This window comes from Klebsiella pneumoniae subsp. pneumoniae HS11286, from assembly GCF_000240185.1.
Classification (GTDB): Bacteria; Pseudomonadota; Gammaproteobacteria; order Enterobacterales; family Enterobacteriaceae; genus Klebsiella; species Klebsiella pneumoniae.
This window is the reverse complement of sequence record NC_016845.1, coordinates 3,736,027-3,756,530: the sequence shown is the minus strand read 5'-3', so window position 1 is coordinate 3,756,530 and position 20,504 is coordinate 3,736,027. Positions and strand designations below refer to the sequence as shown.

Genomic DNA, 20,504 nt, shown 5'->3' with positions numbered 1-20,504 from the left:
TCTCACCTGGCAGGCAAGGAGTGAGCAATGTTGAATGTGGAAATGCTGTCCACCGGCGATGAAGTGTTGCATGGTCAAATTATTGATACTAATGCGGCATGGCTGGCGGATTTCTTTTTTAATCAGGGTTTACCGTTAACGCGCCGCAATACCGTTGGCGACGATCTCGATGCGCTGGTGGCGATTCTGCGCGAACGCAGCGAACAGGCGGATGTGCTGATCGTCAACGGCGGCCTCGGCCCAACCAGCGACGACCTGAGCGCGCTGGCCGCCGCCACTGCGAAAGGCGAAGGGCTTATTTTGCATCCGGAGTGGCTGGAAACCATGACCCGCTTTTTTGCCGAGCGCGGCAGGCCGATGGCGGAAAGCAACCGTAAGCAGGCGGAAATCCCGGCCAGCGCCGAGATGATCAACAACCCGGTCGGTACGGCCTGTGGCTTTGCCATCCAGCTCAACCGCTGCCTGATGTTTTTCACTCCCGGGGTCCCCTCTGAATTTAAGGTGATGGTCGAGCAGGAAATTTTACCGCGCCTGCGCCAGCGCTTTACGCTGCCGGACCCGCCGGTATGCCTGCGTTTGACCACCTTTGGCCGCTCGGAGAGCGAGCTGGCGCAAAGTCTTAATCCGCTGACGCTGCCTCCGGGCGTGGTGATGGGTTACCGCTCGTCGATGCCGATCATTGAACTCAAGCTAACCGGACCGGCCAACCAGCGCGACGCCATGCTGGCCCTGTGGCCGGAGGTGCGTAAGGTGGCTGGCGACAGCCTGATTTTCGAAGGTACGGAAGGGTTACCCGCGCAAATCGCCCGCTGTCTGCAGGAGCGGCAGCTGAGCCTGACGCTCAGCGAGCAGTTTACCAGCGGCCTGCTGGCGCTCCAGCTGTCCCGCGCCGGCGCGCCGCTGCTGGCCAGCGAAGTCGTTCCGGCGCAGGAGGAGACGCTGGCGCAGGCGGCCCGCTGGGCGGCCGAGCGGCGCATAAACCATTTTGCCGGCCTGGCTCTGGCGGTGAGCGGTCAGGAAAACGATCATCTTAACGTGGCCCTGGCCACCCCGGACGGCACCTTCGCGCTGCGGGTGAAGTTTAGCGCCACCCGCCACAGCCTGGCGGTACGCCAGGAAGTCTGCGCTATGATGGCGTTAAACATGCTGCGTCGCTGGCTGAATGGTCAACCGCTGGCCAGCGAACATGGCTGGATTAACGTGGTGGATTCCCTCTCGCTGTAAGTCATTCCCCCCGGCGCACCGTATCCTCGGGGCGCCGGTCGTCCAACCTGTTGTACTCCTCTGAAAAAATTCTGTGCGTTAAGTCGCAATTTTCTGCTGCGAACGGTCCAGTATACGGGAAAACGATTGCCCCGCGATGTCGCTCACACTTTACCGCCCGGACAATCGCAACACTGATTCCAGTATTCAGGATTGGAGTCCAGTATGTTGGAATCAACGAAAGTCCCGGCGCTGACCCGCGCGATTGAGATCCTCAATTTAATTGGCCGCATCGGCCCCTGCAGCGCGGCGACGATAATAGCGGAGCTGGGGATCCCGAAAAGCACGGTGTATCTGCTGCTGGGCGAGCTGAAAAAGCAGCGCTTCATCAGTATGGATAATCAGGATAACTACTGCCTGTGGACCAAGCTGGTGGAGCTGGCCGGGCAGGCGCTGAGCAAAATGGACCTGCGCGAGCTGGCGCGGCCGCGCCTCACCCGGCTGATGGATGAGTGCGGCCTGCTTTGTCACTTGGGCATTATCGATCAGGGTAACGCCTACTACATTCTGAAAATTGAGTCTCCCGCCACCATCAGCGTGCGCTCGCATGAGGGTAAGAGCCTGTCTCTTTACCGCTCCGGGATCGGCAAATGTTTGCTGGCCTGGCAGCCCGCCAGCGTTCAGGCGTCGATTATCGAAGACCTACAGTGGGAGCGGGCCACGCCAACGACCATCACCGATGCTCAACAGCTGCGGGAGGAGCTGGGGCGGATCCGCGCCCGGGGCTGGAGCTTTGATAATGGCGAGGACTATCCGGATGTGCGCTGCGTGGCTGCCCCGGTATTTAACGCCAATAACGACCTGACCGCCGCCATCTCGGTGGTGGGTACCCGTCTGCAAATCAATGAAGACAATCGCGATTACCTGGCTGGTAAGGCGATTGCCTGCGCGAAAGATATTTCACGTCTGCTGGGGTGGAAAAGCCCCTTCGAACAACTCGCCTCATCATAAGGAGAACATCATGACCCTACCGAAAATTAAACACGTCCGCGCCTGGTTCATCGGCGGCGCCACAGCAGAGCAGGGCGCCGGCGGCGGCGATTACCATGACCAGGGGGCTAACCACTGGATTGACGATCATATCGCCACCCCGATGAGCAAATATAAACAGTATGAGCAGTCCCGGCAGTCGTTTGGCATCAACGTGCTGGGGACGCTGATTGTGGAAGTGGAAGCCGACAACGGACAGACCGGCTTTGCGGTGTCGACGGCCGGGGAGATGGGCTGCTTTATCGTCGAAAAACATCTCAACCGCTTTATCGAAGGCAAATGCGTCAGCGATATCAAACTGATCCATGACCAGATGCTTAACGCCACCCTTTACTACGCGGGATCCGGCGGCCTGGTGATGAATACCATCTCCTGTGTCGACCTGGCGCTGTGGGACCTGTTCGGGAAAGTGGTTGGCCTGCCGGTCTACAAACTGTTGGGTGGGGCGGTGCGCGACGAAATCCAGTTCTATGCCACCGGCGCACGTCCGGACCTGGCGCAGGAGATGGGCTTTATCGGCGGCAAAATGCCTACCCACTGGGGGCCGCACGATGGCGACGCCGGGATCCGCAAAGACGTCGCCATGGTGGCGGATATGCGCGAAAAATGCGGCCCGGATTTCTGGTTAATGCTGGACTGCTGGATGAGCCAGGACGTTAACTATGCCACCAAACTTGCCCATGCCTGCGCCCCTTATAACCTCAAGTGGATCGAAGAGTGCCTGCCGCCGCAGCAGTATGAAGGCTATCGCGAGCTGAAGCGCCAGGCGCCTGCCGGGATGATGGTGACCAGCGGCGAGCACCACGGCACGCTGCAGTCCTTCCGCACCCTGTCGGAAACCGGCATCGATATTATGCAGCCCGACGTCGGCTGGTGCGGCGGCTTAACCACCCTGGTGGAGATCGCGGCCATCGCCAAAGCGCGCGGGCAGCTGGTAGTGCCCCACGGCTCGTCGGTTTACTCACATCATGCGGTGATCACCTTCACCAACACGCCGTTCAGTGAGTTTCTGATGACCAGTCCGGACTGCGCCACGCTGCGCCCGCAGTTCGACCCGATCCTGCTCGGCGAGCCGGTGCCGGAGAGAGGGCGCATTCATAAATCGGTCCTGGATAAACCCGGCTTTGGCGTCGAGCTCAATCGCGACTGCAACCTGAAGCGTCCTTATCAACACTGATTGCGTCAGGCCGCCCGGCGGCCCGCGCCTGAGGATATTATGATGAGCAACACTCTGCTGGAGAGCGTGGTGAAGAAAAACCGCGCCCGCTTAATCCCCTTTATGCTGGCGCTGTACGTGCTGGCGTTTCTTGACCGTTCTAATATCGGTTTCGCCAAAGAGACCTACCAGCTGGATACCGGACTCAGCAATGAGGCCTACGCGCTGGGGGCCGGTATCTTCTTTGTGGTCTATGCCTTCCTCGGGGTGCCGGCCAATCTGCTGATGCGCAAATTTGGCGCCAGGCGATGGATCGGCTGCACCACGCTGCTGTGGGGCGTGCTGTCGGCGGCGATGGCGTGGGCGGATACGGAAGCGAAATTCCTGCTGGTACGTACCCTGCTGGGCGCGGCGGAGGCGGGCTTCTTTCCCGGAATGATCTACCTCACTTCACAGTGGTTTCCCCAGCAAAACCGCGCCAGCATTATGGGGCTGTTTTATATGGGCGCGCCGCTGGCCCTGACGCTGGGATCGCCTTTATCCGGTGCGCTGCTGGAGATGCATGGATTTATGGGCCATCCCGGCTGGTTCTGGATGTTTGTCATTGAAGGCCTGCTCGCCGTCGCCGCGGGAGCGTTCACCTTCTTCTGGCTGGACGATTCGCCGCAGCATGCCCGCTTCCTGAGCGCAGCGGAGAAACAGGCGCTGATAAGCGAGCTGGCGCGCGAGGAGGAGAAAAAGATTGCCTCGCGCCTGTCCGATGCGCTGCGTAACGGGCGGGTCTGGCAGCTGGCGCTGATTTATCTGACCATTCAGGTGGCGGTCTATGGTCTGATTTTCTTCCTGCCCACCCAGGTTGCTGCGCTGCTGGGCACCAAAGTCGGCTTCGTTGCCTCGGTGGTGACGGCCATCCCGTGGGTGGCGGCGCTGTTTGGCACCTGGCTTATCCCTCGCTACTCCGATCGCACCGGCGAGCGACGCAATATTGCCGCCCTGACGCTGCTGGCGGCGGCGGTCGGGATTGCAGTGTCCGGACTGGTGGCGCCGGTGCTGGCTATCATCGCGCTGTGCGTGGCGGCGGTCGGGGTGATCGCCGTGCAGCCGGTCTTCTGGACGATGCCGACGCAGCTGCTGTCCGGCACGGCGCTGGCCGCAGGGATTGGCTTTGTTAACCTGTTTGGCGCCATCGGTGGTTTTCTGGCGCCGATCGTGCGCGTGCAGGCCGAAACGTTGTTCGCCAGCAGCGCCGCCGGACTGTTAACCCTGGCCGGCGTCGCCATTGTCGGGGTGGTCATTATCTTTTCATTGAGCCTTACCCGCGCGGTACCCCAGCGCGGCAGCGTACAGCATTGAATAAAGGAATCGCTATGAACGCACTGTTATCTAACCCCTTCAAACGGGGATTATTACGCGGTGAGACGCAAATCGGCCTGTGGCTGAGCTCCACCTCATCCTACATGGCGGAGATCGCTGCGACGTCGGGATACGACTGGCTGCTGATCGACGGCGAGCATGCCCCGAACACCATTCAGGATCTTTATCATCAGCTGCAGGCGATTGCCCCCTATGCCAGCCAGCCGGTCATTCGCCCGGTCGAGGGCAACCGCAGCCTGATAAAACAGGTGCTGGATATTGGCGCCAGAACCTTGCTGGTGCCGATGGTCGATACCGCCGAGCAGGCTCGGGAGGTGGTCTCAGCGACCCGTTATCCCCCCATCGGGAGCCGCGGCGTTGGCGCCGGCGTGGCGAGAGCGGCGCGCTGGGGAAGGGTGGAGAATTATATGGCGGAGGCGAATGACGAACTCTGTCTGCTGATTCAGGTCGAGAGCCGAACCGCGCTGGAGAACCTGGACGCTATTCTCGAGGTGGACGGCATTGACGGGGTGTTCATCGGTCCGGCGGATCTCTCCGCCTCGCTGGGCTACCCGGACGATGCCGGTCACCCTGACGTGCAGCGGGTGATCGAGCAGAGCATCCGGCGCATTCGCGCGGCGGGGAAAGCGGCCGGATTTCTGGCGGTCGACCCGGCGATGGCGGAAAAATGTCTTGCCTGGGGGGCCAACTTTGTCGCCGTCGGGGTGGATACCATGCTGTATACCCAGGCGCTGGACCGCCGGCTGGCGATGTTTAAATCTGCCAGCGCCCAGCCGCAAGAGAAAACGAGCTATTGACGGCACAGGCTGGCGCTGGGCTCAGACGAGCGCCTGCGCCAGCACCGTCAGCGGATGCTCGCAGCGTTTGCTGGTGGACATCTCAATCTGCCATTTGCAGGTCTCGCAGTCGGTGACGACGAGGTCGGCCCCGCTCTCCTCAATCTGACGGAACAGCGGGGCGCCGATAGCCTGGGATACCGCGTAATTCTCAGTTTTAAACCCGTAGGTGCCTGCGATGCCGCAGCACTGTGAATCCAGCACCTCCAGCTGCAGGCCGGGGATCAGCCGCAGCAGCTCGAGGGTATACAGCGACCAGCCCATCTTTTCCATATGACACGGGGTGTGATAGACCACCTTCAGCGGCAGCGGGCGCAGCGGTAGCGTCCTGCCGGCAGCCAGCTGTTTCCAGATCCAGCGGGTGGCAAGCTCGACGCGATCGCGAAGATCGCTGTTATCGACATCGAGGAGATGGGGGTATTCATCACGTAGCGTAAAGGCGCAGGTCGAGGAGGTGGCAATGATCGGTAGCGTGTTTTCCCGCATCGCGGCGACGTTGCTCTGCGCCTGCTTACGCGCCTTGTCGAAAAAACCGTTGGCGATCAGCGGTACGCCGCAGCATTTTTCTTTTGATAACAACTGCACCCCGGTACCCAGCGCGTTGACGACGCGAATCAGATCTTTACCCAACTGTGGATGGTTATAGTTGACGTAGCAGCCATGAAAGAAAGCCACCTGTTCGCTGTACTGCTTCTGACGGGCGGCGAGCTGGCGGTAAGCGCGGCGGAAGGTGCCGAAACCATATTTCGGCAGCGTACGCCGGTGATCGATGTTGAGCGTCGCGTCGAGCAGACGGCGCACCGGTTTTAAGCCGGTGGCGGCGTTGACCAGGGGGGCAAAGGGGGTGGAAAGGGTACCCATCAGGTCGGTATGGCTGAGGATGGCGTCGCGCAGGGTCGGCTTTTGCTGGCCGTACTGTGCCCGGGCGCGTTGAATGATATCGCCAATTTTCACATCCGACGGGCAGGCGACCTCGCAGCGCTTGCAGTTAATGCAGTACTTCAGCGCCTCGTCGTACAGCGCGCCATCCTTCAGACGCAGGCGTTCGCCGTCCGGCCCCGCTTGTTTCGGGCCGGGATAGCGCGGATTGACCCGACTTACCGGGCAGGTGGTGGTACAGACCGTGCACTTAATGCAGCTTTCAAAACGGGTATCGTTCATGGCCGGCCTCCGGCAAGGGCGTGGATCTGTCTGGCGGCGTGCAGCGCGGTAACGGCGCAGACGCCGCCGCCACAGCCGAGCTGAATGGCATCGAACCCGCCGAGCAATGAGCCGATGGCGAACAGATTATGGAACGGCTGCCCGCCCAGCAGGGGGCGCAGCAGGGCATCGGTTTTCACGCCGAAGCGCTGCCACGGTTGTGAGGCGAAGAAATCGCGCTGGTACCAGCTTTCCCGTGGCAGAGTCTGGTGAAGGTCGAGGCCGAGGATCGGCTCGCGCACGCTATCGCGAGTGGCGACAAGACCGTTGCTGAAAAAGCTGCCGCTGGCCAGCACGGTAAAGCGCGGACGCAGCGCAATATCGCCGTGATTTCGCGTCCAGACCGCCTCGACGGCGTTCTGTCGATGGCTGATTTTCACCACCTCATCGCCTGCGAGCCAGGCGCCGCCCTCGCGAATGAACTGGCGTTGCAGCTGAGAATGCAAACGCATCCCGGGAACCGAGGGCGGCAGCGTCGGCAGCAGACGCAGCGGGCAGGGTAGACGCGCCTGCAGCCAGTGGTACAGGCGATCGTCGGCGAGGCCAAAACAGGCGGGCATGATCAGCAGGTCATACTGCTGCGCCAGCGGTAGCAGCGCTGCATGCAGGGCCGGCCACATATTCTCATCATCCAGGACGCGGGCGATATTGGCGGCGCGAAACTCGGTCGGGTTATCACGCAGCACATCCAGCAGCGGTAACTCGATTTCCACCGCCGCGGCGGTAACTCCGTGTTGACCGAGCGCGGCGGCGGCGAGATGCGGCTGAAAATCAGCAAAGCCGCTGATCCCCACCAGACAGGCGCCCTGCGACGGCAGGGGCTCGACAGGCACCTCAAGGGGCGACAGCCATGCCGGGCGCAACGTCCCCAGCGGCGTTACCCGCCGGTGCGGCCGGCGCGCATCGCCCTGCATCACCGCGCCGCAGGCGGCCAGCAGGGCTTCGGTCTGCGTAGCGTATTCGAGTACCGCCTCGGCGCCGAGCCGGGAATAAGGGTGTTCAGGAAGCTGTTCAGCGAGTTGCTGCAGACCTTGTGCGACGTCAGTGACGTGATCGCCGTTGGGCAGCGCCGAGAGCAGGTCTAACGACGCGGAGGAAAAATGCAGCGCGCTCTGCCCGCGGCTGATGATGACGCTGCGCAGGCCGTGCTGATTCAGGGCCAGCCCGCACAGCAGGCCGGCGAGCCCACCGCCGATAATCGCGCAATCAAACTTCATCCCGGTGCTCCTGTGGCAATCCGCACAGGCCGAGGTAGACCCAGCGGGTGAATTCGCTTTCGCGCAGCGCATCGCCCCAGGCGATGGGCTGCACGCCCTTCCAGCGTTCATTGAGAAATTCCGAGAGCTGGGTTAACGACTGCGCGGGCGTGGTGACGTTAAAGCGCTGCAGCAGGCCGGCAGCGCGGCAGGCGCAGAGTTCCCCCTGACAGGTCCCCATGCCAATCCGGGTGCGGCGGCGCAGGTCGAGCAGGGTGTTGACCGCCAGGTTTTCCACCGCGTATTTCACTTCACCGGCAGTGACGGCTTCACATTCGCAGACCAGGCTACGGTGCTGGCGGCTGTCGCCAAGCCAGGACGGGGTGCGATCGCCGTGACGGTAGACGGCCGAGCCGCGCAGCGGGGTGGGGAGGGAGATAATCTTTTGCAGGGTACTTTCCGTTGGCTCCTGTGAACCGGGCAGCGGGGCTTCGGCCGTGGTACAGGGGGTGGTGTTTCCCAGCTTACGACAGACGGCGTCGGTGGCCCACTCGGCCATCAGGCGATAGGTCATCAGCTTGCCGCCGGTGATGGTAATGAAGCCTTCCATACCGTCACGCTGGGCATGGTCGAGCAGGACGATGCCGCGGCTGACGCTGCGCCCGCTGGGATCGTTATCGCTGGCCACCAGCGGGCGGACGCCGGAGTAGGCGCGGAGGATCCGGGTGCGGCCCATGACCGGCGCCAGCTTTTCCCCTTCGCGGAGCAGGGTATCGACCTCCGCCGCTGTTACCCGGTTGTCGTCAATTTCGTCATAAGGAATATGCATTGAGGTAGTGCCGATCAGCGAGATGGTATCGCCGGGCACCAGAATATCGGCGTCGGCCGGCTTACGGCAGCGGTTGATCACCAGGTTGTTAATCCGATGATCGAGGATCAGCAGCGATCCCTTCGCCGGGAACATGGTGATGCGCAGGTCGGCATATTCCGCAATACGCTGCCCCCAGATCCCGGCGGCGTTAACCACCATCCCGGCGTACAGAGTGCGGGCCTGGTGAAGTTGGCGGTCGTATACCTGGACGCCGCAGACGCGATCGCCCCGGCGCAGCAGGCCTGTTACTTCGCAGCCGGTAAGGATCTGCGCGCCGTGTTCGCGGGCGTCGAGCATATTGGCCGCGGTGAGGCGAAACGGGTCGATGGTACCGTCCGGGACCTGCACCGCGCCCAGCAGCGTCGGGTTGACGGCGGGCTCCCGGCGCAGCGCTTCCTGCGGCGAGAGCGGCGTGGCCTCTATGCCAGCCTGCTGACAGGCGTCGATAAAGGTTTGCTGCCATGCCAGGTCATCTTCAGGCAGGGTGATAAACAGCCCATTGGTCGGTTCAATACAGTGGCGGGCGATGCGGCGCAGAATGCGGTTCTCACTGATGCATTCGCGGGCGGATTCGTTGTCGGTCACCGCGTAGCGGGCGCCGCTGTGCAGCAGTCCATGATTCCGGCCGGTCGCCCCGGTGGCGATATCATGGCGCTCAATGAGCAGCGTTCGTAATCCGCGCCGGGCGCAGTCGCGGGCGATACCGGCGCCGGTTGCTCCGCCGCCGATGATAATGACCTCGCTATCAAGACGTCCCGTCATCTTCAGCTCCTCTGCTTTCGTTTAACGCCATTTAGCCACAAATAGTAAGGTTATTGTTTGATTTCGAGCATATTCGCGCGTTATTTGAGCGTGTTATGTGATTTCGTGCTCACATTGGAACGTTTTGTCATATTTCTGTAACAAATTGTGCGATGTTTCACAGTATCAACTCTACGTATTGCCTACCATCGCGACCATATTTGAAGTTGGTGATTAATCTGGGATTTTGTCGTGACGTCAGTAGAAAACAGCAAGGGCCACGGAGGCTGATATGTTAAGTATTTTTAAACCCGCCGCGCATAAAGCGCGTTTGCCAGCAGCGGAGATTGACCCGCTATATCGCCGATTACGCTGGCAGATTTTTATTGGCATCTTTTTTGGTTATGCCGCCTACTATTTGGTTCGTAAGAACTTTGCCCTGGCGATGCCTTATCTTATCGAGCAGGGGTTCTCTCGTGGCGACCTCGGCTTCGCCCTTTCCGGTATCTCCATCGCCTATGGATTTTCGAAATTCATCATGGGATCGGTCTCTGACCGCTCGAATCCGCGCATTTTCCTGCCGGCTGGCTTGATCCTAGCCGCGCTGGTGATGCTGGTGATGGGCTTCGTGCCGTGGGCGACGTCCAGCATCATGATAATGTTCGTGCTGCTGTTCCTCTGCGGCTGGTTCCAGGGGATGGGCTGGCCGCCGTGCGGCCGGACCATGGTGCACTGGTGGTCGCAGAAAGAGCGCGGTGGGATTGTCTCGGTGTGGAACTGCGCGCATAACGTCGGCGGCGGCATTCCGCCGCTGCTGTTCCTGTTAGGGATGGCGTGGTTTAACGACTGGCACGCGGCGCTGTATATGCCGGCATTCGGCGCCATTCTGCTGGCGATTTTCGCCTTTGCGATGATGCGCGACACCCCGCAGTCCTGCGGTCTGCCGCCGATTGAAGAATATAAAAACGACTACCCGGACGATTACAGCGAAAAGCACGAAGAAGAGCTGACGGCGAAGCAGATCTTTATGCAATACATTCTGCCGAACAAGCTGCTGTGGTACATCGCTATCGCTAACGTCTTCGTTTATCTGCTGCGCTACGGCATTCTCGACTGGTCGCCGACCTACCTGAAAGAAGTTAAACACTTCGCGCTGGATAAATCCTCCTGGGCCTATTTCCTGTACGAGTACGCGGGGATCCCGGGCACGCTGCTGTGCGGCTGGATGTCGGACAAAGTGTTTAAAGGCAACCGCGGCGCCACCGGCGTGTTCTTTATGACCCTGGTGACCATCGCCACTGTCGTTTACTGGCTGAACCCGCCGGGTAATCCGGGCGTCGATATGGCCTGTATGATCATCATTGGCTTCCTGATCTACGGCCCGGTGATGCTGATTGGTCTGCATGCCCTCGAGCTGGCGCCGAAAAAAGCCGCCGGGACCGCCGCGGGCTTCACCGGCCTGTTCGGCTATCTTGGCGGTTCCGTGGCCGCGAGCGCTATCGTCGGCTACACCGTCGATTTCTTCGGCTGGGACGGCGGCTTTATGGTGATGATCGGCGGCAGCGTGCTGGCGGTTATCCTGCTGGTTATCGTGATGCTCGGTGAACGTCGCCATCACCAACAGCTGAAACAAGCCTAAGGAGCGGCGATGAAAATGAAACTTACCGCGCTGATGAGCGGAATGATTCTGTCCAGTTCGGCGCTGTGCTTCAGTGCGACAGCGGCTGATAAAATGGTCATCGCCCACCGCGGCGCCAGCGGGTATCTGCCGGAACATACCCTGCCGGCGAAAGCGATGGCTTACGCTCAGGGGGCGGATTACCTTGAGCAAGACCTGGTGATGACCAAAGACGACCGGCTGGTGGTGTTACACGACCACTATCTCGATCGGGTGACTGACGTTGCGCAGCGTTTCCCGCAGCGAGCGCGTCAAGATGGCCGTTTCTACGCCATCGACTTTACCCTGGCCGAGATTAAATCGCTGAAGTTTACCGAAGGTTTTGAGCCGAAAAATGGTAAGAACGTGCAAACCTATCCCGGTCGATTCCCGATGGGCAAATCCGATTTCAGTATTCATACCTTTGAAGAGGAGATTGAGTTTGTCCAGGGGCTGAACCATTCCACCGGCAAAAACATCGGTATCTACCCGGAAATCAAAGCGCCGTGGTTCCACCACCAGGAAGGCAAAGATATTGCCGCCAGCACATTGAAGGTGCTGAAGGAATATGGCTATACCAGCAAGCAGGATAAGGTTTATCTGCAGTGCTTTGACGCCAACGAGCTCAAACGCATTAAAAATGAGCTGGAGCCGAAGATGGGGATGGATCTCAATCTGGTGCAGCTCATCGCCTATACCGACTGGAATGAAACCCAGCAGAAACAGGCCGATGGTAAGTGGGTGAACTACAGCTATGACTGGATGTTCAAGCCAGGGGCGATGGCGCAGATTGCGCAGTACGCGGACGGCATCGGCCCGGATTACCATATGCTGGTAGCGGAAGGCTCGAAGCCGGGGGCGGTGAAGCTGACGGCGATGGTGAAAGAGGCGCACGCCAGCCATCTGCAGGTGCATCCGTACACCGTGCGCGCGGATCAGTTGCCGGAGTACGCGACTAACGTTAATCAGCTCTATGACGTGCTGTATAACCAGGCGGGCGTCGACGGCTTATTTACCGATTTCCCGGATAAAGCGGTGCAGTTCCTGGACGCGAAACACTAAAAAGCCGGGTGGCGGCTACGCCTTACCCGGCGTACGAACTGCTGTTTTGTTGACACTGTTCTCGGCGTGCAACGATTTCGACCCGGGAATAACGTTTGTTCTATGTTATTTCCTGGAAGATTGCGCTCCCGATATTTCTTCTGCGTTATGCCTTTCATAGCGCAGGGAGCGCACAGGGGGAGGCCAGTCGCCGCCTCCCCCTGTACCCCCGGGCTCCGGCCAGCAAAATCGCCGCTGCGCGTTCCCTTCGACTTATCCCTGCAGGCTTCGGGTCGGGCCGAGGTAGCGTCCATGCAAAACACGGCCCTCAGCCCGCATCCATGCGGGCTGCCCCGGCCTTCCGGGAACGTCTCAGCGATTTTGAGGCCGTCAACACCGGCAGTTTCAGCAGCCCAGGGCGGCAGTGCGTAAACGGCCGGTCCTGGAACAGTAGGTCAGGTAAGCGTAGCGCCACCTGACAAGACTACATCTCGATCTCAATATCGCCTTTCGCCCGGCAGCAGCAGGGCAAAATTTCTCCCGGCTGGATAAAGGCCAGCGGCTCGGTCAGCCAGTCAACCTGGCCGGAGACCAGGCGAGTGCGGCAGGAGCCGCAGTAGCCTTCGCGGCACTGATATTCGACGTCGATATTATGCGACTCCAGCGCCGCCAGCAGGGAAGGGTGTTCATCCTGACACTCAAGGCGAGTGTCAGAGATTTTCAGGAAGATCCGCTTCATTACAGCTGGAAGTTACTCAGATCGTCGGCATCGACTTCAGAATCGATCTGGCCGACGAGATAAGAACTGACTTCCACTTCCTGCGGCGCCACCTGAACGTTGTCGGAGACCAGCCAGGTGTTGATCCATGGGATCGGGTTGGAGCGGGTCTGGAACGGCAGATCGAGGCCCACCGCCTGCATGCGGATATTGGTGATGTACTCGACGTACTGGCAGAGAATGTCTTTATTCAGGCCGATCATCGAGCCGTCGCGGAACAGGTAGTCCGCCCACTCTTTCTCCTGCTGCGCCGCCAGCACGAACAGGTCATAGCACTCCTGCTTGCACTCTTCGGCGATTTCCGCCATTTCCGGATCGTCGCTGCCGGAGCGCAGCAGGTTCAGCATATGCTGGGTGCCGGTCAGGTGCAGCGCTTCATCGCGGGCGATCAGGCGGATAATTTTGGCGTTGCCTTCCATCAGTTTGCGTTCGGCAAAGGCGAAGGAGCAGGCGAAGCTGACGTAGAAGCGGATCGCTTCCAGGGCATTAACGCTCATCAGGCACAGATAGAGTTTCTTTTTCAGCTCGCGCAGATTCACGGTCACGGTCTTGCCGTTGACGGTGTGGGTGCCTTCGCCCAGCAGATGCCAGTAGCTGGTCATCTCGATCAGCGAATCGTAATAGTGAGAGATGCCTTCCGCACGTTTCTGGATCTGCTCGTTGGTGACGATGTCGTCGAACACGGTCGCCGGGTCGTTGACGATGTTGCGGATGATGTGAGTGTACGAACGCGAGTGAATGGTCTCGGAGAAGGCCCAGGTTTCTACCCAGGTCTCCAGCTCCGGGATGGAGATCAGCGGCAGCAACGCCACATTCGGGCTACGGCCCTGGATGGAGTCGAGCAGCGTCTGGTACTTCAGGTTGCTGATGAAAATATGTTTTTCATGTTCCGGCAGCGCCTGGTAGTCGATGCGATCGCGGGAAACGTCAACCTCTTCCGGGCGCCAGAAGAAGGAGAGCTGCTTTTCAATCAGCTTTTCAAAGATGTCGTATTTTTGCTGATCGTAGCGGGCCACGTTAACCGGCTGGCCAAAAAACATGGGTTCCAGCAGCTGATCGTTTTTCGTCTGTGAAAAAGTGGTGTATGCCATTGAAGTGAGTCCTGTTGAACTGTATTGCCCGGCAGGAATGGGTTGGCCGGGCCTACACAAACGTAGGCCGGGTAAGCGTAGCGTTACCCGGCAAAAATACCTTAGATCTTACAAGCGCCGCTTTCGCAGCCGTCGTCCTGGATGGACGGGGCCAGGTCATCCTGGGCGTCTTCAGCGCCATCACGGGTGTTGTGATAGTACAGCGTTTTGACGCCGAATTTATAGGCGTTGAGCAGGTCTTTGAGCAACTGCTGCATCGGCACTTTTCCGGACGGGAAGCGCGTCGGATCGTAGTTAGTGTTGGCAGAGATCGACTGGTCGATAAACTTCTGCATGATACCCACCAGCTGCAGATAACCGTCGTTGTTCGGCATCTCCCACAGCAGCTCGTAGGCGTTCTGCAGGTTTTCGTAATCCGGCACCACCTGGCGCAGGATACCGTCCTTGGACGCTTTGATACTCACGTGGCCGCGCGGCGGCTCAATGCCGTTGGTGGCGTTGGAGATCTGCGACGAGGTCTCGGACGGCATCAGCGCGGAGAGCGTGGAGTTGCGCAGGCCGTGAGTTTTAATGGATTCGCGCAATGCTTCCCAGTCGTAGTGCAGGGGTTCGCTGACGATGCCGTCCAGATCTTTCTTATAGGTATCGATCGGCAGGATGCCCTGCGCATAGGTGGTTTCGTTGAACCACGGGCAGGCGCCTTGCTCGATAGCCAGCTCGTTAGAGGCCTTCAGCAGATAGTACTGAATCGCTTCGAACGTTTTGTGCGTCAGGTTGTTGGCGCTGCCGTCGGAGTAGCGTTTGCCATGCTTCGCCAGATAGTAAGCGAAGTTGATCACGCCGATACCCAGCGTACGACGCCCCATCGCACCGCGTTTAGCCGCCGGAATGGGGTAATCCTGATAGTCGAGCAGCGCATCCAGAGCACGCACCGCCAGCACCGCCAGCTCTTCCAGCTCGTCGAGGCTGTCGATAGCCCCGAGGTTGAAGGCCGACAGGGTGCACAGCGCGATTTCGCCGTTTTCGTCGTTGACATCTTCCAGCGGTTTGGTCGGCAGAGCAATCTCCAGGCACAGGTTAGACTGACGCACCGGGGCGACTACCGGATCGAACGGGCTGTGGGTGTTACAGTGGTCGACGTTCTGGATATAGATGCGGCCGGTAGAGGCGCGCTCCTGCATCATCAGCGAGAACAGCTCAACGGCTTTAATACGCTGCTTACGAATGCTATCGTCCTGCTCGTACTGGGTGTACAGGCGCTCAAACTCGTCCTGATCGGCGAAGAAGGCGTCATACAGGCCCGGGACGTCGGAAGGGCTGAACAGGGTAATATCGCCGCCCTTCAGCAGACGGGTGTACATCAGCTTGTTGATCTGTACCCCGTAGTCCATGTGACGAACGCGGTTGGCGTCGGTACCACGGTTGTTTTTCAGCACCAGCAGGCTTTCCACTTCCAGATGCCACATTGGGTAGAAGAGGGTTGCCGCGCCGCCGCGCACGCCGCCCTGCGAGCAGGATTTCACCGCGGTCTGGAAATGCTTGTAGAACGGAATGCAGCCGGTGTGGAAGGCTTCGCCGCCGCGGATCGGGCTGCCCAGCGCGCGAATGCGCCCGGCGTTGATGCCGATGCCGGCGCGCTGGGAAACGTATTTCACAATCGCGCTGGAGGTGGCGTTGATGGAATCCAGGCTGTCGCCGCACTCGATCAGCACGCAGGAGCTGAACTGACGGGTTGGGGTACGCACGCCGGACATGATCGGCGTCGGCAGCGAGATTTTAAAGGTGGACACCGCGTCGTAGAAACGCTTGATATAGTCCAGACGCGTTTCGCGCGGATAGTTCGAGAACAGGCAAGCGGCGACCAGAATATAGAGGAACTGCGCGCTCTCATAAATTTCGCCGGTGACGCGGTTTTGTACCAGATACTTGCCTTCCAGCTGCTTAACGGCTGCGTAGGAGAAGTTCATGTCGCGCCAGTGGTCGAGGAAACCGTCCATCTGCTGGAACTCTTCTTCCGTGTAGTCTTCCAGCAGATGATGATCGTATTTACCTTTCTCGACCATCTTCACCACGTGATCGTAGAGCGCTGGCGGCTCAAACTGACCGAAGGCTTTTTTACGCAAATGGAAAATCGCCAGACGCGCGGCGAGGTACTGGTAATCCGGTGCGTCGCGGGAGATCAGATCCGCAGCGGCTTTAATAATGGTTTCGTGGATGTCCGCGGTTTTGATGCCGTCATAGAACTGGATATGGGAGCGCAGCTCTACCTGGGAAATCGAAACGTTATTCAGTCCTTCTGCCGCCCAATCCAGTACGCGATGGATTTTGTCGAGATTGATGCGCTCGGTGGTCCCGTCGCGCTTTGTCACCAGCAGACTCTGATTCATGTGGATTTTACCTGTCCGTGAAAGAAAATATCCCCCGTTTATCCACAGAAGGCCGTTGTGACTAACTCTGTGGATAAATACTATATGTAGGGGGTTGTCGATAAAAGAAACGCTATATGGTGAGTATTTTAGTAAGGAATCTTTTGAGTACAAGGGTTGATTTTGACGTTAAATTGAGGTTGCGGAAGGGTAATAATCCGCAAGTCCACGTCGCATAAGGCCTGGAGAAGAAGTCAATAAAACAGAAAAAAAAATGAAAATTTGATCGAGTGCTGATTTCTTCATCGGAAGAAATAATCACGCGGCTTGATGCCGCGCAATCATCATAAGCGGAGGTGCTGACCTCAGTCCTGTTTGGCGGTTGTATGCAACATATAGTTAACATCAACCCCCGGCGCTAACTTGAAGGTATTGGTCAGCGGATTGTAATGCAGACCGATGATATGCTGCTCTTTCAGAGTAGTCTGATCTACCCAGCCCAGCAGCTCGGCCGGCTTGATAAACTTCTTCACATCATGAGTGCCTTTGGGCACCATCTTCATGACATATTCCGCCCCGACTACCGCCATCAGCCAGGCCTTGCCGTTGCGGTTGATGGTGGAGAAGAAGACCTGGCCGCCGGGCTTCACTAACCGCGCGCAGGCGTGCACCACCGACTGCGGGTCGGGGACGTGCTCCAGCATCTCCATGCAGGTCACGACGTCATACTGCTGCGGGTGCTTCGCGGCATGTTCCTCAACTGTTTCCTGAACATAGTCTACCTGAATACCGCTCTCCAGGGCGTGCAGCCTGGCGACCTGCAGCGGTTCGGCCCCCATGTCCAGCCCGGTGACCGTCGCGCCTTCGCGCGCCATGCTCTCGGCGAGGATGCCGCCGCCGCAGCCGACATCGAGGACTTTTTTACCGAACAGGCCGCCGGAGCGTTCGGCAATATAGCCCAGCCGCAGCGGGTTGATGCGGTGGAGCGGTTTGAACTCGCCCTCCAGATCCCACCAGCGCGAGGCGACGGCTTCGAATTTGGCGATTTCAGCATGATCGACGTTAGGGGCTACCGACGTTTTTTCGGCATTCATGGGCGCTTTTACTCCTTTTCTGTTCAGACCTGCGAGTATATCAGCAGCGCGCCATGAATAAACCGTATTGCTTTACCTCTATTAGCGCGGCTGTGTTATAATTTGCGACCTTTGAATCCGGGATACAGTAGAGGGATAGCGGTTAGATGAGCGACCTTGCGAGAGAAATTACACCGGTCAACATTGAGGAAGAGCTTAAGAACTCTTATCTGGATTATGCGATGTCGGTCATTGTTGGCCGTGCGCTGCCGGATGTCCGAGATGGCCTGAAGCCGGTACACCGTCGCGTACTTTACGCCATGAACGTATTGGGCAATGACTGGAACAAAGCCTATAAAAAATCAGCCCGTGTCGTTGGTGACGTAATCGGTAAATACCACCCGCACGGCGACATCGCGGTATACGACACCATCGTGCGTATGGCGCAGCCGTTCTCGCTGCGTTACATGCTGGTGGACGGCCAGGGTAACTTTGGTTCCATCGACGGCGACTCCGCCGCGGCGATGCGTTATACCGAAATTCGTCTGGCGAAAATCGCTCATGAGCTGATGGCCGATCTTGAAAAAGAGACGGTCGATTTCGTCGACAACTATGACGGTACGGAGCGTATTCCGGACGTCATGCCGACCAAAATTCCTAACCTGCTGGTGAACGGCGCCTCCGGGATCGCCGTAGGGATGGCCACCAACATACCGCCGCATAACCTGACGGAAGTGATTAACGGCTGTCTGGCGTATGTTGACGATGAAGACATCAGCATTGAAGGGCTGATGGCGCATATTCCTGGCCCTGATTTCCCGACCGCCGCCATTATCAATGGCCGTCGCGGCATCGAAGAGGCCTATCGCACCGGTCGCGGTAAAGTGTACATCCGCGCGCGCGCGGAAGTGGAAGTGGACGCGAAATCCGGCCGCGAAACCATCATCGTGCACGAAATTCCGTATCAGGTGAACAAAGCGCGCCTGATCGAGAAAATCGCCGAGCTGGTCAAAGAAAAACGCGTGGAAGGCATCAGCGCGCTGCGTGACGAGTCTGATAAAGACGGGATGCGCATCGTGATTGAAGTGAAGCGCGATGCGGTAGGGGAAGTGGTGCTTAACAACCTCTATTCCCAGACCCAGCTGCAGGTCTCCTTCGGCATCAACATGGTAGCTCTGCACCATGGTCAGCCGAAGATCATGAACCTGAAGGACATCATCGCCGCGTTTGTACGCCACCGCCGTGAAGTGGTGACCCGTCGTACGATTTTCGAACTGCGCAAAGCGCGCGACCGGGCGCATATCCTCGAAGCGCTGGCCGTTGCGCTGGCCAACATCGACCCGATTATCGAACTGATCCGTCGCGCGCCGACCCCGGCAGAAGCGAAAACGGCGCTGGTTGCCCAGGCGTGGGATCTCGGTAACGTCGCGGCGATGCTGGAGCGCGCCGGGGATGACGCCGCGCGTCCGGAATGGCTGGAGCCAGAGTTCGGCGTGCGCGACGGTAAATACTATCTGACCGAGCAGCAGGCTCAGGCGATTCTGGATCTGCGTCTGCAGAAACTGACCGGCCTTGAGCATGAAAAACTGCTCGACGAATATAAAGAGCTGCTGGAGCAGATCGCGGAGCTGCTGCACATTCTCGGCAGCGCCGACCGTCTGATGGAAGTGATTCGCGAAGAGCTGGAGCTGATCCGCGATCAGTTCGGCGACGAACGTCGTACCGAAATCACCGCCAACAGCGCTGATATTAACATCGAAGATCTGATCAACCAGGAAGATGTGGTGGTCACCCTGTCGCATCAGGGGTATGTGAAGTATCAGCCGCTGACCGACTACGAAGCACAGCGTCGTGGCGGTAAAGGCAAATCGGCAGCGCGCATTAAAGAAGAAGACTTTATCGACCGCCTGCTGGTGGCTAACACCCATGACACCATCCTCTGCTTCTCAAGCCGCGGCCGTCTGTACTGGATGAAGGTCTATCAGCTGCCGGAAGCCAGCCGCGGCGCGCGCGGTCGGCCGATCGTCAACCTGCTGCCGCTGGAAGCCGATGAGCGCATCACCGCCATCCTGCCGGTCCGCGAGTACGAAGAGGGCGTCAACGTCTTTATGGCGACCGCCAGCGGTACCGTGAAGAAAACCGCGCTGACCGAGTTCAGCCGTCCGCGTTCCGCCGGTATCATCGCGGTCAACCTGAACGAAGGCGATGAGCTGATCGGCGTCGATCTGACCTCTGGTCAGGATGAAGTGATGCTGTTCTCCGCGGCCGGTAAGGTTGTACGCTTCAAGGAAGACGCCGTTCGCGCCATGGGCCGTACCGCCACCGGCGTACGCGGTATTAAGCTTGCGGAAAACGACAGCGTCGTCTCGCTGATTATTCCACGCGGCGAAGGCGCGATCCTGACGGTGACGCAAAACGGTTACGGTAAACGTACCGCGGCGGCGGAGTATCCGACCAAGTCGCGTGCCACCCAGGGCGTTATTTCGATCAAAGTCACCGAGCGTAACGGTTCCGTGGTCGGCGCCGTGCAGGTGGATGACTGCGATCAGATCATGATGATCACCGACGCCGGGACGCTGGTGCGTACCCGCGTTTCCGAAGTGAGCATCGTGGGCCGTAACACCCAGGGCGTGATCCTCATCCGCACCGCGGAAGATGAAAACGTGGTGGGTCTGCAGCGCGTGGCTGAGCCGGTGGATGATGAAGAGCTGGATGCCATCGATGGTAGCGCGGCGGAAGGCGATGACGATATCGCCCCGGAAGCGGATACCGATGACGACATCGCCGAAGACGAAGAATAATCGTCCGAGGTAAATGTTCTGGAAGGGCCGGGTATTTTCCCGGCCCTTTTTGCATTAACATTGCGGCAAA

General features: G+C 59.1%; 15 protein-coding genes. 8 read left to right on the top strand and 7 right to left on the bottom strand.

Going from position 1 to position 20,504, the window contains the following annotated elements; all coding sequences use genetic code 11:
- The first annotated feature begins 27 nt into the window (after positions 1-27).
- The 5 genes from KPHS_37200 (at position 28) to KPHS_37160 (ending at position 5,580) form a co-directional block, all read left to right on the top strand.
- The gene (locus KPHS_37200; protein YP_005228020.1) at positions 28-1,224 is read left to right on the top strand and encodes a competence damage-inducible protein A; all 1,197 of its coding nucleotides are present in this window, start codon (positions 28-30) and stop codon (positions 1,222-1,224) included.
- A gap of 204 nt (positions 1,225-1,428) precedes the next feature.
- Complete coding sequence (locus KPHS_37190) at positions 1,429-2,214, top strand: putative regulator (RefSeq protein ID YP_005228019.1); 786 nt, start codon at positions 1,429-1,431, stop codon at positions 2,212-2,214.
- A gap of 10 nt (positions 2,215-2,224) precedes the next feature.
- Entirely contained in the window at positions 2,225-3,430 is a 1,206-nt protein-coding gene (locus KPHS_37180; protein ID YP_005228018.1) for a putative dehydratase, read from the top strand.
- A 42-nt stretch (positions 3,431-3,472) separates the two neighbouring features.
- Positions 3,473-4,762: a major facilitator family transporter gene (locus tag KPHS_37170; RefSeq protein ID YP_005228017.1), complete on the top strand. Its 1,290-nt coding sequence runs from the start codon at positions 3,473-3,475 to the stop codon at positions 4,760-4,762.
- Between the two features lie 14 nt (positions 4,763-4,776).
- Positions 4,777-5,580: a putative aldolase gene (locus KPHS_37160; RefSeq protein ID YP_005228016.1), complete on the top strand. Its 804-nt coding sequence runs from the start codon at positions 4,777-4,779 to the stop codon at positions 5,578-5,580.
- Between the two features lie 21 nt (positions 5,581-5,601).
- Here KPHS_37160 and KPHS_37150 read toward each other — a convergent pair whose 3' ends face one another.
- Genes KPHS_37150 through KPHS_37130 form a run of 3 tightly spaced genes read right to left on the bottom strand, consistent with a single transcriptional unit; the run spans position 5,602 to position 9,648 of the window.
- Positions 5,602-6,780 carry a sn-glycerol-3-phosphate dehydrogenase subunit C gene (locus KPHS_37150; RefSeq protein ID YP_005228015.1) on the bottom strand — a complete coding sequence of 393 codons (1,179 nt, stop codon included), beginning with the start codon at positions 6,778-6,780 and terminating at the stop codon, positions 5,602-5,604.
- Complete coding sequence (locus KPHS_37140; protein YP_005228014.1) at positions 6,777-8,036, bottom strand: anaerobic glycerol-3-phosphate dehydrogenase subunit B; 1,260 nt, start codon at positions 8,034-8,036, stop codon at positions 6,777-6,779. Before KPHS_37140 ends, KPHS_37150 begins: the two co-directional genes overlap by 4 nt.
- A complete protein-coding gene (locus KPHS_37130) occupies positions 8,026-9,648 on the bottom strand; it encodes a sn-glycerol-3-phosphate dehydrogenase large subunit (protein YP_005228013.1) in 1,623 nt (540 codons plus the stop codon). Before KPHS_37130 ends, KPHS_37140 begins: the two co-directional genes overlap by 11 nt.
- A gap of 271 nt (positions 9,649-9,919) precedes the next feature.
- On the opposite strand from KPHS_37130, the gene KPHS_37120 reads away from it, so the two are divergent.
- The gene (locus tag KPHS_37120) at positions 9,920-11,266 is read left to right on the top strand and encodes a sn-glycerol-3-phosphate transporter (RefSeq protein YP_005228012.1); all 1,347 of its coding nucleotides are present in this window, start codon (positions 9,920-9,922) and stop codon (positions 11,264-11,266) included.
- Positions 11,267-11,275: 9 nt separating this feature from the next.
- Positions 11,276-12,346 carry a glycerophosphoryl diester phosphodiesterase gene (locus KPHS_37110; RefSeq protein YP_005228011.1) on the top strand — a complete coding sequence of 357 codons (1,071 nt, stop codon included), beginning with the start codon at positions 11,276-11,278 and terminating at the stop codon, positions 12,344-12,346.
- Between the two features lie 463 nt (positions 12,347-12,809).
- On the opposite strand, the gene KPHS_37100 is transcribed toward KPHS_37110, so the two are convergent.
- From KPHS_37100 to KPHS_37070, 4 genes are all read right to left on the bottom strand, one after another.
- The gene (locus KPHS_37100) at positions 12,810-13,064 is read right to left on the bottom strand and encodes a 2Fe-2S iron-sulfur cluster-binding protein (protein YP_005228010.1); all 255 of its coding nucleotides are present in this window, start codon (positions 13,062-13,064) and stop codon (positions 12,810-12,812) included.
- Positions 13,064-14,194, bottom strand: coding sequence for a ribonucleotide-diphosphate reductase subunit beta (locus KPHS_37090; protein YP_005228009.1), 1,131 nt, complete (start codon positions 14,192-14,194; stop codon positions 13,064-13,066). Before KPHS_37090 ends, KPHS_37100 begins: the two co-directional genes overlap by 1 nt.
- 101 nt (positions 14,195-14,295) lie before the next feature.
- Complete coding sequence (locus KPHS_37080) at positions 14,296-16,581, bottom strand: ribonucleotide-diphosphate reductase subunit alpha (protein ID YP_005228008.1); 2,286 nt, start codon at positions 16,579-16,581, stop codon at positions 14,296-14,298.
- Between the two features lie 344 nt (positions 16,582-16,925).
- A complete protein-coding gene (locus KPHS_37070) occupies positions 16,926-17,654 on the bottom strand; it encodes a 3-demethylubiquinone-9 3-methyltransferase (RefSeq protein ID YP_005228007.1) in 729 nt (242 codons plus the stop codon).
- A gap of 146 nt (positions 17,655-17,800) precedes the next feature.
- Here KPHS_37070 and KPHS_37060 point away from each other — a divergent pair, with 146 nt between their 5' ends.
- Positions 17,801-20,434 (top strand): DNA gyrase subunit A, encoded by a 2,634-nt coding sequence (locus KPHS_37060; RefSeq protein ID YP_005228006.1) that lies wholly within the window; start codon positions 17,801-17,803, stop codon positions 20,432-20,434.
- The last annotated feature ends 70 nt before the right edge of the window (positions 20,435-20,504 follow it).

Excerpts from the sequence above, each read along its gene's own strand:
- KPHS_37200 (YP_005228020.1), top strand. The coding sequence starts at position 28 with ATGTTGAATGTGGAAATGCTGTCCACCGGCGATGAAGTGTTGCATGGT.
- KPHS_37190 (YP_005228019.1), top strand. The coding sequence starts at position 1,429 with ATGTTGGAATCAACGAAAGTCCCGGCGCTGACCCGCGCGATTGAGATC.
- KPHS_37180 (YP_005228018.1), top strand. The coding sequence starts at position 2,225 with ATGACCCTACCGAAAATTAAACACGTCCGCGCCTGGTTCATCGGCGGC.
- KPHS_37170 (YP_005228017.1), top strand. The coding sequence starts at position 3,473 with ATGAGCAACACTCTGCTGGAGAGCGTGGTGAAGAAAAACCGCGCCCGC.
- KPHS_37160 (YP_005228016.1), top strand. The coding sequence starts at position 4,777 with ATGAACGCACTGTTATCTAACCCCTTCAAACGGGGATTATTACGCGGT.
- KPHS_37150 (YP_005228015.1), bottom strand. The coding sequence starts at position 6,780 with ATGAACGATACCCGTTTTGAAAGCTGCATTAAGTGCACGGTCTGTACC.
- KPHS_37140 (YP_005228014.1), bottom strand. The coding sequence starts at position 8,036 with ATGAAGTTTGATTGCGCGATTATCGGCGGTGGGCTCGCCGGCCTGCTG.
- KPHS_37130 (YP_005228013.1), bottom strand. The coding sequence starts at position 9,648 with ATGACGGGACGTCTTGATAGCGAGGTCATTATCATCGGCGGCGGAGCA.
- KPHS_37120 (YP_005228012.1), top strand. The coding sequence starts at position 9,920 with ATGTTAAGTATTTTTAAACCCGCCGCGCATAAAGCGCGTTTGCCAGCA.
- KPHS_37110 (YP_005228011.1), top strand. The coding sequence starts at position 11,276 with ATGAAAATGAAACTTACCGCGCTGATGAGCGGAATGATTCTGTCCAGT.
- KPHS_37100 (YP_005228010.1), bottom strand. The coding sequence starts at position 13,064 with ATGAAGCGGATCTTCCTGAAAATCTCTGACACTCGCCTTGAGTGTCAG.
- KPHS_37090 (YP_005228009.1), bottom strand. The coding sequence starts at position 14,194 with ATGGCATACACCACTTTTTCACAGACGAAAAACGATCAGCTGCTGGAA.
- KPHS_37080 (YP_005228008.1), bottom strand. The coding sequence starts at position 16,581 with ATGAATCAGAGTCTGCTGGTGACAAAGCGCGACGGGACCACCGAGCGC.
- KPHS_37070 (YP_005228007.1), bottom strand. The coding sequence starts at position 17,654 with ATGAATGCCGAAAAAACGTCGGTAGCCCCTAACGTCGATCATGCTGAA.
- KPHS_37060 (YP_005228006.1), top strand. The coding sequence starts at position 17,801 with ATGAGCGACCTTGCGAGAGAAATTACACCGGTCAACATTGAGGAAGAG.